The organism is Sarcina ventriculi (assembly GCF_900456775.1).
GTDB classification, from domain to species: Bacteria; Bacillota; Clostridia; order Clostridiales; family Clostridiaceae; genus Sarcina; species Sarcina ventriculi.
Genome location: NZ_UAUL01000010.1, coordinates 1 through 13,905 on the forward strand (window position 1 = coordinate 1; position 13,905 = coordinate 13,905).

The window sequence follows — 13,905 nt, forward strand, 5'->3', positions numbered from 1 at the left end:
AGAAGTAAATCAAGAGAGGATAATAATACTTCAAATAATAATAATAATAATAATAATAATAATAATAATTTTATGGGTTTAAATCCTCAAATGTTACAGATGTTGGGTATAAATCCTAATGAAGTTGAAAGAATAAGCAATATCATGAATTCAATGAATAGAGATGGATTTGATATAAATTCTTTAGGAAATCTTTTAAATCAAAATTCTAATCCTCAAGTTGGTCAAAATGATTTTAGCAATGTTACAAATAATATGAACAATAATTCAAATGAAAACAATATGGATTTTTCATATTTTTTAAATATGTTGAACAATATGAATAATGCCCAAAACTATAACAACAATGCACAAAATTATAACAGTCAAACTTTTAACAACACAAATAATACAACAGACAATTTCACAAGTTCAAATGGTTTTAATAATAATTATCAAAATCAAGATGTCGAGTATGATGATATAGATGTTGAAATAATAGAACCAGAACTTGATGGAGATCCAAATTTATCAATGTTAAAAGCTGTTAGGAGTTTAGTGAATGATGATAGAAAAAGGTTTTTAAAACGAGTTATAGAGATGTATAAAAACGGAGAAATAATTTATTAAGATGAGCAATAATAGTAAGAATATAAAGTTAGTTTTATGGTCGCATAAGCGACCTTTTATTTTATTGAAGTTATTAATAGTGTATCGTTGATTTTATCAATGCCAATATTTAATATAAACTTGTTATTTTCATATTCGTTATATTTTTTAAATGTTAAGGTATATAGTGAAGAATAAGAAGATGTAGATTCTAAAAAACAATTTTCAAGAATATAAGAGTAGCCATCTGTTTTTAAATTTTGTAATAAAGAAATTTCTAAACTAGAGATATTATTGCTAAAAAGGTTTGAGATATTATCGTAAGTATTTTCACTAGATTCAATAAAAGAAATAATATTATTTATAATATTTAGGCTTTGCAATGATAAATTATTTATAGATATATTTTTTAGAATATTATTATCTAAAATGTAAGTGTTTAAGTTTTCAGATGGAGTATTTAATGATGATGAAATTAAAATGGGGGAAGCATAATTAGAAGAATTTAAAATTCCTAAAAAATTGTTTGTAGAACAAAAGATTTCTTTAAATTCATTATTATGAAGCATAAATATATGAGTAATAGATGCAGAGTTTAAAGAACTTTCTGTTATAATCTCTGGAATGTTATCATTGTTTAAATCTATCAATTTAACAGATAAAGGGTAAGATATATTATAAGTTCCTAAAGTATTTGGATTTTTAGTATTAAAAAAATATGTTTTATTGTTTATATGTGCTTCCATATAATAGATGTTATCTTTAGAACTTATATATATTAAATCATCTTTATTGTCTCCATTTAAATCACACTTTAAATATTCTTCAGCTTGGGGTTTAGTAGCGGTTGGGATGCTAGTGAGATTATTTTGATAAAGTTTATTTGATAGTAAAAAACTAAATAAAATAACGATAGATAGACAGAATGTAAAAATTAAAGATTTAATTTTTATAAAAATTACATTAAATTTCATTAAATCACCTCAATAAAATTATATGGTCATATTTATATATTTATTTATAAATAGACATAATAAACATATAAAATAAAAAAAGAGAAAATAGGTGAGTTATTAGTGGATAAAAAAAGAATTTTTAATAATATAATTATTAGTTTCATTATTGTTTTTGTTTTAATTGCAATGCAGGGATGCCAAAATATAAATTCTACTCCTCAAAATAATAGTAAGAGTTTGAATATAGTTATAGAGACAAAAGATTTAGAAGGTTTTGAGTACATAGAAATGCTTCTAGAGAATTTCAAAAATACTCATAAAGATTATCAAGTAAATATATTTAATAGTAATGATTTAAAAAATATTAAAGATAATATAATTAATCAAAAATATGATGTGATTATATCATCTAGAGAAACCTTTTTAACGTTAAATGAGTATGGACTTATAAAAGATTTAACTAGCTACTTTAATCAAAATAAATCACAAAGCAAGTTTTATGATATAGTTTTTGCATATGGAAAGGTAGGAAATAAAAATTTAGGTATGGGGCTTCTACCAAGTAGTATAGAAATTTTATATAACAAAAATAAATTAAATAATCAATTTGCAGAAAATGATAAGATAGATTTTATAAAATCAATGATTAAAAATAAAGATTTTAAAATTCCATACGTACTGCCTAAGGATTTGAATATAAATTTAGCTATAAGTTCTATAGTTTCTAATAGTATCATAAAAGAAAATAATTTAGTTAGTATATATAATGGGGATAAAAACAAATATTTAGATGTAGTTGATATACCTAATATGTTTAAAGAATTAAGTGAATTAAACAATAGTTATAAAATAAATGAAAAAAAATTCATACAATCTAATTTGGATGTATTAAATGATTTAAATGAAGGGGAAATTCCACTGGTAATAACAACTAGTGATGTTGCAAAAAATTTATCCTACGAAAATATAGAGTCTTTATCAAATTTAGGTATAAATAATTATAAGGTAACTCCGCCGATACTGTCTAGATATACAGTATGTGCTACATCAAGTTCACAAAATATTGCAGGGATAAATAGATTTTTTGATTATTTGATAAGTGATAGCACTTATAATGATATAGCTCAAAAAGGAATTTTAACAGGAAACAAAAAGGCTGATTCCAATTTAACTGGATTAAATAAAGTATTTTTAACATCTATTACAGAAGGAAATGAAAGTAATATACCTTATTTTTTAAATCTTCCTAAAAAATTTATGAAACCCTTGAATGATAAGCTTATAGAAATTTTAGATTATGATAGATATAGCCCAAATTATTGGAAAGAAATTGTGGAGCAAGTATTTAAATAATTTTAGATTTTAAAATAAATTAAAAAAACCAAGCATTTAACTTGGTTTTTTTAATTATTAAAACTTTCTCCTTGGCAATCCTCACATATTCCATAGAAGTATATTTTGTTTGAAACAATTTTGTATTTTGAATGAGTTTCTGCTTTTTCGTTTAAACTTTTAGAATCCATTTCTTCTAAATCGTCAACTCTTCCGCCATGTAGACATTGTATGTGACAATGTTCACTTGAATTTCCATCATATCTGAAATTTCCTTCTCCTACGTTGATTTCTTGTATTAAGTTAACCTCTACTAAAGTTTTTAAAGCTTTATAAACAGTTGCTAAACTCATAGTAGGATAATCTTTTTGAAGAGCTTTATAGATGATTTCAGCTGATGGGTGTTCCTTTGTTCCCATTAAATACTTGTAAACAGCAATTCGTTGAGGAGTAAGTTTTAATTTTTTTTCTCTAAATATAGAAGTTATATTATCCATACGTATCATCCTTACAAACAAGATATTATATATTATATAATAACAATTATTATCTGTCAAATATTATTTGGAGATAGAGATTAATAATTGATACATTTATTAATAATATGAAAACTATTGTAAAATTAACATTGATATGGTAAAATTAAAATAATTGTTAATACATTAACAATTATTTTAATCTATGTTCATTTCATCTTGAGTTATTTATATTTATATTTATTTTTAGAACAGAAATACTGTTCTTTTTTATTTTGTAAGGATTTGAAAATACACTTATACTAGTATAACAAAAATAAATAATTAATACAGTCAGATAATAAATAATAAACAAAAAATTAACAACTGCAATAAAAACAAATATGTAAATAAATTCATTTATTATAAAAAACTTTATTTTTTTATAATAATAGTATATAATTATAAAAGGGTATGAAAATTTTACAGTTGGGGGGATAAGAATGAGCATTTGTCCATTTTGGTCAAGCGGTAATAGAAAGTTTGAATGTTACTCTAAATGTCCAATGCATAAAGAAAATACTAATGAAGACTGTATTTTTTCTTTGTATTTGTCACAAGAGCATAAAAATAAAGGGAAAAAAGCTATAAATATAGACGATATAGATTCTTATATAGATTTTAAGGGGATTGAAGAGGATATTTTAACTGATATTATATATATAAAGAAATACTAATTAATTAAAGCTATTAAAATAAAAATCTATTTTAATAGCTTTAATATTATTTATATATGTTAGAATATCTATGAAGTAGATTATGTTTTAAATTCCAAAGCCCATCTGATAAGTCTACATAATAAGTATGAGGATTTTCAAATCTTAAAGTTTCAGACCAAAGTTTTGTACTTTCTTCTAGTGCAAACTTTCTAATATCCATAACAGAAGGAGAGTTATATACAAGATTACCTTTATCAAATACTTGAATTAAAAGCTCTCTAGCATAATAATTTTTTATAGTTTTTCTTTTCCATACATGAATAGGATCAAACACTTCTAAATCTTCATTTAAATTGATTTCTTCATCAGATAATGCTATTAAATCAACTAAAGCAGCATGTGAGTCTTTATCAAATAATCTATAAACTTTTTTAAACCCAGGATTGGTTATTTTTTCTTCATTTTCACTTATTTTAATTCTAGGAATTATATCTCCGCTGTTATCCTCAACAGCTACTAACTTATAAACTCCTCCAAATACAGGTTCAGATTTGGCAGTTATAAGTCTTTCACCAACACCGAAAGCATCTATTTCAGCACCTTGATTTAATACATCACGTATTATATATTCATCTAAAGAGTTTGAAACTAGTATTTTACAATCAGAATATCCAGCTTCATCCAAAAGTTTTCTACATTTTTTGCTTAAGTATGTTATATCACCACTATCTATTCTAATAGCAGCAGGTCTTATACCTTGAGGTTTTAATACTTCATCAAAAACCTTTATAGCATTTGGAACACCTGATTTTAAAACATTATAGGTATCAACTAAGAATGTGCAATTATTAGGGTATGCTTTTGCCCAAGCTTTAAATGCTTCATATTCATTTCCAAATAATTGTATCCAACTATGAGCCATTGTTCCAACAGCTGGAACATTAAATAGTTGTTCAGCTATAGTACAAGCTGTCGATGAACATCCGCCTATAATAGCTGCTCTAGCACCGTAAATTGCCCCATCATACCCTTGAGCACGTCTAGAACCAAATTCCATAACAGGTCGTCCATTAGCGGCTCTACAAATTCTATTTGCTTTTGTTGCAATTAATGTTTGGTGATTTATTGATAAAAGTATCATAGTTTCTATAAATTGGGCTTGAATAACAGGGCCTCTTACAGTCACTAGTGGTTCATTTGGAAAAACAGGAGTTCCTTCAGGAACTGCAAAAACATCACAACTAAATTTAAAATCTTTTAAAAAGTTTATAAATTCATCAGAAAATAAATTTTTAGATTTTAAATATTCTATATCTTCTTCATCGAATTTTAAATTTGATAAATAATCAATTAATTGGTCAAGGCCTGCCATTATACAATAACCTCCACCATCTGGAACTCTTCTAAAATACATATCAAAGTAAGCTATTTTATTTTCTAAACCGTTTTTAAAATAACCATTTCCCATAGTAAGTTCATAAAAGTCAACTAACATGGTAAGGTTTCTAGCGTTTTTTACGTCAAAATTTTTCATAAATAAAGAATCTCCTTAATTTAATGTTATAATAAATATTTTAACCATAAGATTAATTTATTACAATATATTTAGAATTATTATTTGAAAAATGAATAAAATTGTAAAAATTATGGATATTTTATACTGTATAAGTCTATAATTATTTTTAAAAAGATTAAATTAATTGTTTATTAAGGAGTAGATAATGAAATTAGATAAGTTTCAATCAATGGCGGTTAAAAAAGAAGGAAAAAGTATTTTAGTTGTTGCACCTCCAGGGTCTGGAAAAACAAGTGTTATTTTAAATAAGGTTAATCATTGTATTTCTAAAGAGGGGATAAATTACAAAAATATTATAGTTATAACATTTACTAAGGCTGCTGCTAAAAGCATGGAAAATAGATATAAGAAGAATTATTCAGACGAAAATATACCGTTTTTTGGAACATTTCACGGACTTTTTTATAAAATTTTAGTAAGAATTTATAAAAATATATCCATAATAAATAGTAATACTGCATTTTTTATAATAAAGAAACAACTTGAAAGTTTTAATGAAGATATAAGTGATAATAAAGTAAAAGAAATGTTAAATTTAATATGTTTAAAAAAATCTAATATAGAATTAGATTTTTCAAATACTTCTGAAGATATATTTAATAGATGTTATGAAGCTTATGAGAAGTATAAAAGGAAAAATAATCTTTTAGATTTTAATGATCTTCAAAATATAACGTATAATATTTTAAAGAAAAACAAAAATATATTAAATTACTATAAAAGGCAATTTAAATATATTTTGGTTGATGAATTTCAAGATTGCGATATAACGCAAATAAACTTTTTAAAGCTTATAAATACAAATATATTCTGTGTTGGAGATGAAGATCAGTGTATCTACTCTTTTCGTGGATCATCACCCACATATATGGTGAATTTTGATAAGGAATTTGCAGACGTGAAAAAGATTTATTTAAAATATAATTATAGAAGCTCAAAAAGCGTAGTGGATTTATCTAAAAGTGTTATAAGAAGGAATAAAGAAAGAAATGATAAGGATGTTATAAATCATAAAGAAAATTTGGGGAAAACAAGTTTTTTTAGAATTGCAAATGAGAGGGAACAGGGAAAAGATATTGTTAAAATTATTGTTAACAATAAAGATAAGAATTTTTTTAAGGATAATGCAGTGCTTTATAGGACTAATATTGAATCTAGAGCAATTATAGATAGTTTTATAAAATCAAGAATACCATTTAAAGTATTAGATTCAGAGTATAACTTTTATAATCATTTTATATGTAAAGATTTATTAAGTTATTTAAAACTTTCTATAAATATATGTGATAAAGAATCGTTTTTTAATATAGCAAATAAACCTTTTAGATATATATCTAAGAATCATCTTCAAAAAATTTCAAATAGTAAAGAAAGTGCAGATGTTTTTGATTTGTTAATTGATAATTGTGATATTCATCCATTTCAAGTAAAGAATCTTACAAATATTAGAAAAAATATAGTGGCTTTAAATAAAAAGACACCAGAGAGAGCTATAATTAGTATATTAAACGACCTGGATTATAAAGAGTATATAAAATATTATTGCGATAGGTATAAGCAAGATGAGGAAGAAATTTTGAGTATAGTTGAAGAATTTAAAGATGGAGCTTTAGAGTTTAGAAATATTAAAGATTTTTTAAGCCATGTATATAGTGTAGAAGAGAGTTTAAAAGTAAATAGTCAAAAAGATGAAGATTGTGTAGTTTTAAGTACAATACATGGGGTTAAGGGAATGGAATTTAAAAATGTTTTTTTAATAAATGCAGTTGATGATTATATTCCTCATAAAAATTCAAATAATTTAGAAGAGGAGCGAAGAATTTTTTATGTTGGAATTACAAGAGCAATAGATAATTTATATATTTATAGTCCTAAATTTATTAATAAAATTTCTAAAAATACTACACCTTTTGTAGATGACTTATCTGTTTGAGAATTATTTATGTAAGGATTTTATGAAATGAAATAAGATTAATGGATAAATTATATTCTAGAGGTAATTATGTATTTTAATAATTATAATAAACTAGTATAATATTATGAGTAGTTAAATTATACAAGTGAAAAATAAAATGGAGGAAAGACATAAAAAATGGCGGAAAAATCTTTAGACATAAAAACAATGGAAATAGTAAAAGAATTATCAGACAGAGGAGTTAGCAATGCTGATATTGGAAATATTTTAGGAGTAAGCGATAACGTAATAAACGACATAGCAGAAGGTAAATATGATGTTAAATTAAGAGAAATTAAAGAAGATTATGTAGAATTAAAATCTGATTATGAATCTTTAAAAATTTTATATGAAAGATTAGGGGAAAAGTTAAATTTAGTAGCTAATGAAGCTATGGAGAGTAAAAAGGCGTTAGTAGATAAGGAAAGGGAGTATTCAGAACTTCAAAGAGAAGTTTTATTTATGAAACAAGACAAAAAAAGAATAGAGTTTTATTGCAGTAAAGCAACTGATGAATCTAAAGAATTAAAAAATAAGGTTGATATATTAAACAAAGAAATTATAGAAGCAGTTAATACAAGCACTATTTTAGAAAATCAAGTATTTAATTTAGAAAGAGATAAGGTTGACTTAAAGCAAGAAGAAGTACAAAAATATAACAAGTTAAGAGATGAAAAAAGAGAATTAGAAAAAGAAATAATAGATATAAAAAGTGAGTTAAACATAAAAGACAATAAGATATTAGATGTTGAAAAAGAAAATATCAGATTAAATAGTAAAATTAAATCTCAATTAGAAGAATTAGAAATGAAAGATGAGAGAATAAAAGATTTAGAAGATGAATTAGAGGAAAGTAACGAGAATATTGCTGAAATAGAAGAACAAAACATAATGCTAGAGAAGCATATAAAGAAGATAAATGAGAAAAAGTTTATGGGTTTATTTAAAAAAAGAGAAAGAGATAAAGAGGAATAATATTTAAATTTAATTGGTTTAGTAAAAGTTAATTTTAATTAACTTTTAAATTATTTTCAAATGAGTTATTATAAATATGGTGTAGATACTTAGTAGCTATACCATATTTATTTTTATATATAAAATACAAAGGAGAAAGATTTTATGAATAAAGTTATGAATAGGAGTATTTTAACACCTATTTTAATTGCTTTACCTAGTTTGGGACTTGGGTTATCATGGAATATGAAAAGTACTGTTTTGACACTTTTAGTTAAATCAATTACTTCATCAGATTTCAAATTAGGCATTATAAGTGCAATAGGACCGGTAACTGGAATGATATTTCCTTATTTATCTGGGGTAATAAGTGATAGAAGTAATTTTAAAATAGGAAAACGAAAGCCATGGGTATTATTTGGAGGAATTTTAGGTTCAGTATTTTTACTTTTGTTTGGATTTTCTTCTAATTACATAGTATTATTTTTATTAACATTTGGTATATATGGAGCTTTAAATTTTTTACAAGGTTCATATTATTCATGGATGCCAGAAGCGGTGAAGAAAAATCAAATAGGTACAGTTAATGGACTTGGGAAACTTTTTTATTCATTAGGGGGAACTATATTGTTTCTTGTAGGGGTATATCTTTTTTATATAAATAAAGAATTACCATTCATATTAATTTTATGTTGTGTTATGATACCCGTTTTAATTGCATGTATTTTTGTTAGGGAAGATAATGCACACGTAAAACAAAAATCGAAATTGAGTTTTGACTTTATAAAAAATAAAAAAGCAATGAGAGTTTTTATGACTGCATTTTTCTTTTATATAGCTTATGGGCTTATCACTCCATTTTGGATTCCATATTATGTAACAGCTAATCACTTTACAAGTAGTGAAATAAGCCTAGCTTTAACATCATTTACGGTGATAGGATTGATTTTATCATTATTTGTAGGTATATGGTGTGATAAATGGAATAAACAGTACATATTTTTTATAGCATGCATTATATATATAGCAGGTTTTATAATAGGGTGGAATGTATCAAACCTTTATACACTTTGGATATTTGCTATACTTTTTGGGATTGGATTTGTAATAATGCAAGTGGTATTTTATGCGTTAATACCTGAAGTTGCACCTAAAGAAAAAATTGGAGAATATATGGGGATAAATAATATATTTTTATGTGTTCCACAAATAATAGGTAGTATTTTAGGAGGTTATCTATTACAGGTAGGATATGGAGAATTGTTATTTCCAATATCTATAGCAGCACTTATTATTGCCTGTGTGATAATAGGATATGGAAAATTAGAAGAAAATAAAAAATTAGCTTAGTTTATAAGGTTACTGTATTAAAATAAGTTTTATTATTTTTAATACAGTTTTTTTATATTTAGTTTTATAAATAATAAAAAGTTCTATATAATATTATTATAATAGCATTAGGAGGATATATTATGAAAATTAATTTTAAGGATGAGGCTTTATTAATAAATAATGAACTTGTAAAGATGAGAAGAGACTTTCATGAACATCCAGAATTGGGGTTTGAGGAATATAGAACATCAAAAATAATAAAAGATTTCTTAAAAAATGAGAATATACCTTATTTAGAGGTAGCTAAGACAGGAGTTTGTGCAATTATAAAAGGAATGAAAAAGGAAGAGGATAAAGAAGAAAAGTGCATAGCTTTAAGAGCAGATATAGATGGGTTGCCTATGGTGGACAAGAAGGTTTGTTCATATTCATCTAAAGAAAAGGGAAAGATGCATGGTTGTGGACATGATGCTCATACAACAATTCTTTTAGGCGTTGCTAAAATTTTGAATAAACACAAGGATTCATTTAGTGGATGTGTTAAATTGTTTTTTGAACCAGCAGAAGAAACTACAGGTGGTGCACCACTTATGATTAATGAGGGGGTATTAGAAAATCCAAAAGTTGATAAAATAGTAGGACTTCATGTAGAAGAAACGTTAGATGTAGGTAAGATAATGGTTAAAGAAGGGGTTGTAAATGCTGCATCAAATCCATTTTTTATAACAATAAAGGGAAGAGGAGGTCATGGTGCATATCCTCATATGGCAATAGATCCAGTGGTTATTTCATCTCATGTTGTTTTAGCCCTTCAAACAATAGTAAGTAGAGAAATAAAACCTGTAAATCCAGCAGTAGTTACAGTATCTACTATAAATGGAGGAACTGCTGAAAATATTATTCCAGATGAAGTGAAATTAAGTGGAACTATAAGAACTATGAGCTTAGAAGATAGGGCTTATGCTGTTAAGAGAGTAAAAGAGATAGTATCATCAATATGTAGCGCTATGAGAGGTGATTATGAAATTAACATAAAGGAAAGTTATCCTTGTCTTTATAATGATAATGAAACAGTTAATTTAGTTAGAGAAAGTGCTAAGACTATCTTAGGAGAAGAAAATATTTTAGAGCAAGAAGCACCAAAGCTTGGGGTTGAGAGCTTTGCGTATTTTGCTCTTGAAAAACCGTCAGCTTTTTATTTTCTAGGAGTTAGAAATGAAGCAAAAAATATAATACATTCAGCGCACAATAGTCTTTTTGATATAGACGAGGGTGCTTTAGCTTTAGGAGTTGCACTTCAAAGTGAAATTGCTTTTAATTATTTGACAAATAGATAAAATAATAATAATCTATACTGTGAGTTAAATGAATAATTTTATTAAAAATTATTCATTTAACATTATTTTTCAAAAAAATTTAGGAGTGAGATAATATTGAAAATAGAAATAGGTTCTAATGAAGCAGGACAAAGATTAGACAAATTTTTAAGAAAATATTTAAAAGATGTACCTTTAAGTGCAATATTTAAAGCGCTTAGAAAAGGAGATATAAGAATAAACGGGGCAAAACAAAAGGAAAAATATATTTTAAATGAAGGAGATTTAATAGAGATAAAGTATTTACAAAGTAACATACAAAAAGAAAAGAAAAAGTTAAATTTTCAACAAGTAAATGCTAATTCTCTTCAAATAGCATATGAGGATGAAAATATATTATTAGTAGAGAAGTGGCCAGGAGTTTTGGTTCACTCTGATAGGAAAAATGGGCAGTTAACATTAAATGATTATGTATTATCATATCTAAATGCAAAAGGTGATTATATGCCAGAAAATGAAATTACATTTACTCCAGCACCATGCAATAGATTAGATAGAAATACTTCAGGGCTTGTATTTTTTGGGAAAAATTTTGAATCTTTAAAGATTTTAAATGAACTTATAAGGGATAGGAAGATTAGAAAATATTATTGTGCTTTAGTAAAAGGAAAAATAAATGAAGGTAGATACGAAGCATTTATCACAAAAGATGAAGAAAATAATGTATCTAAAGTATTTTATGATATGAAGCCAAATACTAAGAAGATAGCTATGGATGTTAAAATTATACAAACAAATGGAGCATACTCACTTTTGGAAATTGAACTTATAACTGGAAGAAGTCATCAATTAAGAGCACATTTAGCTTTTTTAGGAAATCCAATTATAGGAGATTTTAAATATGGAAATAAAGAATTAAATTCATTTTTTGATAATAAATATGGTTTAAATTATCAATTTCTTTATGCATATAAAGTAAACTTTAAGGAAGTGCCAGAGAAGTTTAATTATTTAAAAAACAAAACAATAGCTGAGGGTCTTCCACCTATATTTAAAAGAATAAAAAAGGATGTATTTAAATTTACAATTTAAAGACAGGAGAACTTAAGATGAAACGTGATTCAATGGGAAGAGGTTTTGCCATACTATCTATTGCAAGTATAGTATCTAAAGTATTATCTGTAATATATGTACCTATACTTACAAGAATAATTGGTGATTATGGTATGGGGATATATGGTAAAACATATGAAATATTTGTATTTGTATACGCACTTACTAATGTAGGGATACAGGTTGCAATATCAAAACATGTAGCAGAACTTGAAGCTGTAGGTAACTATAAGGACTCTATAAAAACATTTAAAATGAGTAGAACTATATTTCTTGTTATAGGAACTGTATTTACATTAGCATTAATGTTTGGTTCTCATTTTTTAGCCGAAATTAGTGGATCATCAGATCTTGTTTATCCATTGATATTTTTATCACCTACAGTACTAATAACTACAGTATTAGTTACATATAGAGGATATTTTCAAGGTAGAAATCAAGCAAAACCATTGGCTGTAACAACTGTTATAGAACAGGTTATAAATGTTGTTTTAAGTCTTGCATGTGCTTATGTTTTAATGAGATTTGGAGCAGTTTTTGGAGCAGCAGGAGGAACAATAGGTACATCTGTTGGAGCTTTAATTGCTTTAATTTATTTAGTTTACATATACAATATTTATGGTGGCGAAAGAGAAGCAAGAGATAAACAAAATCCAGATATTGAAAGGCAAAGCAATAAAGAAATATTTAGAACATTATTAAAATATGCAATACCAATTACATTATGTACTGGTCTTCAAAATCTAGGGAGCATAATAGATATGCTAGTTGTAAGTAATAGGCTTATTGTGGCAGGTTTTAGCCATAAGGAAGCAACAATTCTTTTTGGATTCTTATCAACTAGATATAAAAGCCTTTACAATGTACCAATGGTATTTATAACCTCTTTAGGATATATGGCTATGCCGACTATAGCTAGAGGATTTGCTTTAAAGGACAAAAAGCTAGTTAAAGATAAGATAAATTTTGCATTAAGAATGGCATACATAGTTTCAGTACCAGCAGCTTTTGGACTTGCTATCTTAGCACCAGATCTTTATAAATATTTATATGCTCAAACAGATGGTTCAGGACTTATGATGGTAGGATCAGCTATAATACCTTTAATGGGAATAGTTTTGATACAAGATGTAATACTTCAAAGTGTAAATCAATTTTATTATGTACTTATAGCTCTTGCAATTGGAGTGGGAGTCAAATTTTTATGTGATATGTATCTTGTAGCTATTCCAGCAATAAACATCTATGGTGCAGTAATAGGTGGAGTTTTAGCCTTTTTAACTATTTTAATTTTGAATCATTTTAGAATGCAAAAAAGTTTAAAAATTAAAATTTCAATAATTAAGCTCTTAGCTAGACCACTTTTAGCTTCTATTTGCATGAGCATATTAATTATAGCTATAAAACAAGGACTAGGTCTTTTTGTTAACCTAGAGAGTTTAGACGCATTAATAGGTCTTGTACTTTTAATAGTAATAGTTGTCATTGCAAGCTTTGTTTACCTTTGCGTACTTGTATATACAGGTGGACTTAGAAGAGGAGATTTAGAAGACATTTCTCCTAAAATTATAAGAAAACTTCCAGGATTTTTAAAGAAACGTTTAAGATAA

Annotated in this window: 12 protein-coding genes; 9 read left to right on the forward strand and 3 right to left on the reverse strand. The window is 25.7% G+C overall.

Annotated elements, in window-relative coordinates:
• On the forward strand, positions 1-609 hold a 609-nt coding region (locus DR020_RS12250), incomplete at its 5' end, for a hypothetical protein (protein WP_112365794.1).
• Between the two features lie 56 nt (positions 610-665).
• Here DR020_RS12250 and DR020_RS09350 read toward each other — a convergent pair.
• Positions 666-1,562, reverse strand: coding sequence for an FG-GAP-like repeat-containing protein (locus DR020_RS09350; protein ID WP_112365795.1), 897 nt, complete (start codon positions 1,560-1,562; stop codon positions 666-668).
• A 102-nt stretch (positions 1,563-1,664) separates the two neighbouring features.
• On the opposite strand from DR020_RS09350, the gene DR020_RS09355 reads away from it, so the two are divergent.
• Positions 1,665-2,897, forward strand: a complete 1,233-nt coding sequence (locus tag DR020_RS09355; RefSeq protein ID WP_112365796.1) for a type 2 periplasmic-binding domain-containing protein — start codon at positions 1,665-1,667, stop codon at positions 2,895-2,897.
• 50 nt (positions 2,898-2,947) lie between these two features.
• On the opposite strand, the gene DR020_RS09360 is transcribed toward DR020_RS09355, so the two are convergent.
• Entirely contained in the window at positions 2,948-3,373 is a 426-nt protein-coding gene (locus tag DR020_RS09360; protein ID WP_112365797.1) for a transcriptional regulator PerR, read from the reverse strand.
• A gap of 461 nt (positions 3,374-3,834) precedes the next feature.
• On the opposite strand from DR020_RS09360, the gene DR020_RS09365 reads away from it, so the two are divergent.
• Positions 3,835-4,068, forward strand: coding sequence for a hypothetical protein (locus DR020_RS09365; protein ID WP_055257081.1), 234 nt, complete (start codon positions 3,835-3,837; stop codon positions 4,066-4,068).
• A 46-nt stretch (positions 4,069-4,114) separates the two neighbouring features.
• Here the strand turns inward: DR020_RS09365 and DR020_RS09370 are convergent, their stop codons facing one another.
• Positions 4,115-5,584 carry a nicotinate phosphoribosyltransferase gene (locus DR020_RS09370; protein ID WP_112365798.1) on the reverse strand — a complete coding sequence of 490 codons (1,470 nt, stop codon included), beginning with the start codon at positions 5,582-5,584 and terminating at the stop codon, positions 4,115-4,117.
• Between the two features lie 187 nt (positions 5,585-5,771).
• On the opposite strand from DR020_RS09370, the gene DR020_RS09375 reads away from it, so the two are divergent.
• The 6 genes from DR020_RS09375 to DR020_RS09400 all read left to right on the forward strand — a co-directional run bounded on the left by DR020_RS09375 (position 5,772) and on the right by DR020_RS09400 (position 13,905).
• On the forward strand, positions 5,772-7,559 hold the full coding sequence (locus tag DR020_RS09375) for an ATP-dependent helicase (RefSeq protein WP_112365799.1): 1,788 nt from the start codon (positions 5,772-5,774) through the stop codon (positions 7,557-7,559).
• A gap of 159 nt (positions 7,560-7,718) precedes the next feature.
• Positions 7,719-8,555 (forward strand): hypothetical protein, encoded by an 837-nt coding sequence (locus DR020_RS09380; RefSeq protein WP_112365800.1) that lies wholly within the window; start codon positions 7,719-7,721, stop codon positions 8,553-8,555.
• A gap of 144 nt (positions 8,556-8,699) precedes the next feature.
• On the forward strand, positions 8,700-9,884 hold the full coding sequence (locus DR020_RS09385; protein ID WP_112365801.1) for an MFS transporter: 1,185 nt from the start codon (positions 8,700-8,702) through the stop codon (positions 9,882-9,884).
• A 122-nt stretch (positions 9,885-10,006) separates the two neighbouring features.
• Positions 10,007-11,203 carry a M20 metallopeptidase family protein gene (locus DR020_RS09390; RefSeq protein WP_112365802.1) on the forward strand — a complete coding sequence of 399 codons (1,197 nt, stop codon included), beginning with the start codon at positions 10,007-10,009 and terminating at the stop codon, positions 11,201-11,203.
• Between the two features lie 96 nt (positions 11,204-11,299).
• Complete coding sequence (locus DR020_RS09395) at positions 11,300-12,274, forward strand: RluA family pseudouridine synthase (protein ID WP_055257075.1); 975 nt, start codon at positions 11,300-11,302, stop codon at positions 12,272-12,274.
• A 17-nt stretch (positions 12,275-12,291) separates the two neighbouring features.
• A complete protein-coding gene (locus tag DR020_RS09400; protein WP_112365803.1) occupies positions 12,292-13,905 on the forward strand; it encodes a putative polysaccharide biosynthesis protein in 1,614 nt (537 codons plus the stop codon).

Coding starts and splice junctions, on each gene's coding strand:
- DR020_RS09350 (WP_112365795.1), bottom strand. CDS start 1,562: ATGAAATTTAATGTAATTTTTATAAAAATTAAATCTTTAATTTTTACA.
- DR020_RS09360 (WP_112365797.1), bottom strand. CDS start 3,373: ATGGATAATATAACTTCTATATTTAGAGAAAAAAAATTAAAACTTACT.
- DR020_RS09365 (WP_055257081.1), top strand. CDS start 3,835: ATGAGCATTTGTCCATTTTGGTCAAGCGGTAATAGAAAGTTTGAATGT.
- DR020_RS09370 (WP_112365798.1), bottom strand. CDS start 5,584: ATGAAAAATTTTGACGTAAAAAACGCTAGAAACCTTACCATGTTAGTT.
- DR020_RS09375 (WP_112365799.1), top strand. CDS start 5,772: ATGAAATTAGATAAGTTTCAATCAATGGCGGTTAAAAAAGAAGGAAAA.
- DR020_RS09380 (WP_112365800.1), top strand. CDS start 7,719: ATGGCGGAAAAATCTTTAGACATAAAAACAATGGAAATAGTAAAAGAA.
- DR020_RS09385 (WP_112365801.1), top strand. CDS start 8,700: ATGAATAAAGTTATGAATAGGAGTATTTTAACACCTATTTTAATTGCT.
- DR020_RS09390 (WP_112365802.1), top strand. CDS start 10,007: ATGAAAATTAATTTTAAGGATGAGGCTTTATTAATAAATAATGAACTT.
- DR020_RS09400 (WP_112365803.1), top strand. CDS start 12,292: ATGAAACGTGATTCAATGGGAAGAGGTTTTGCCATACTATCTATTGCA.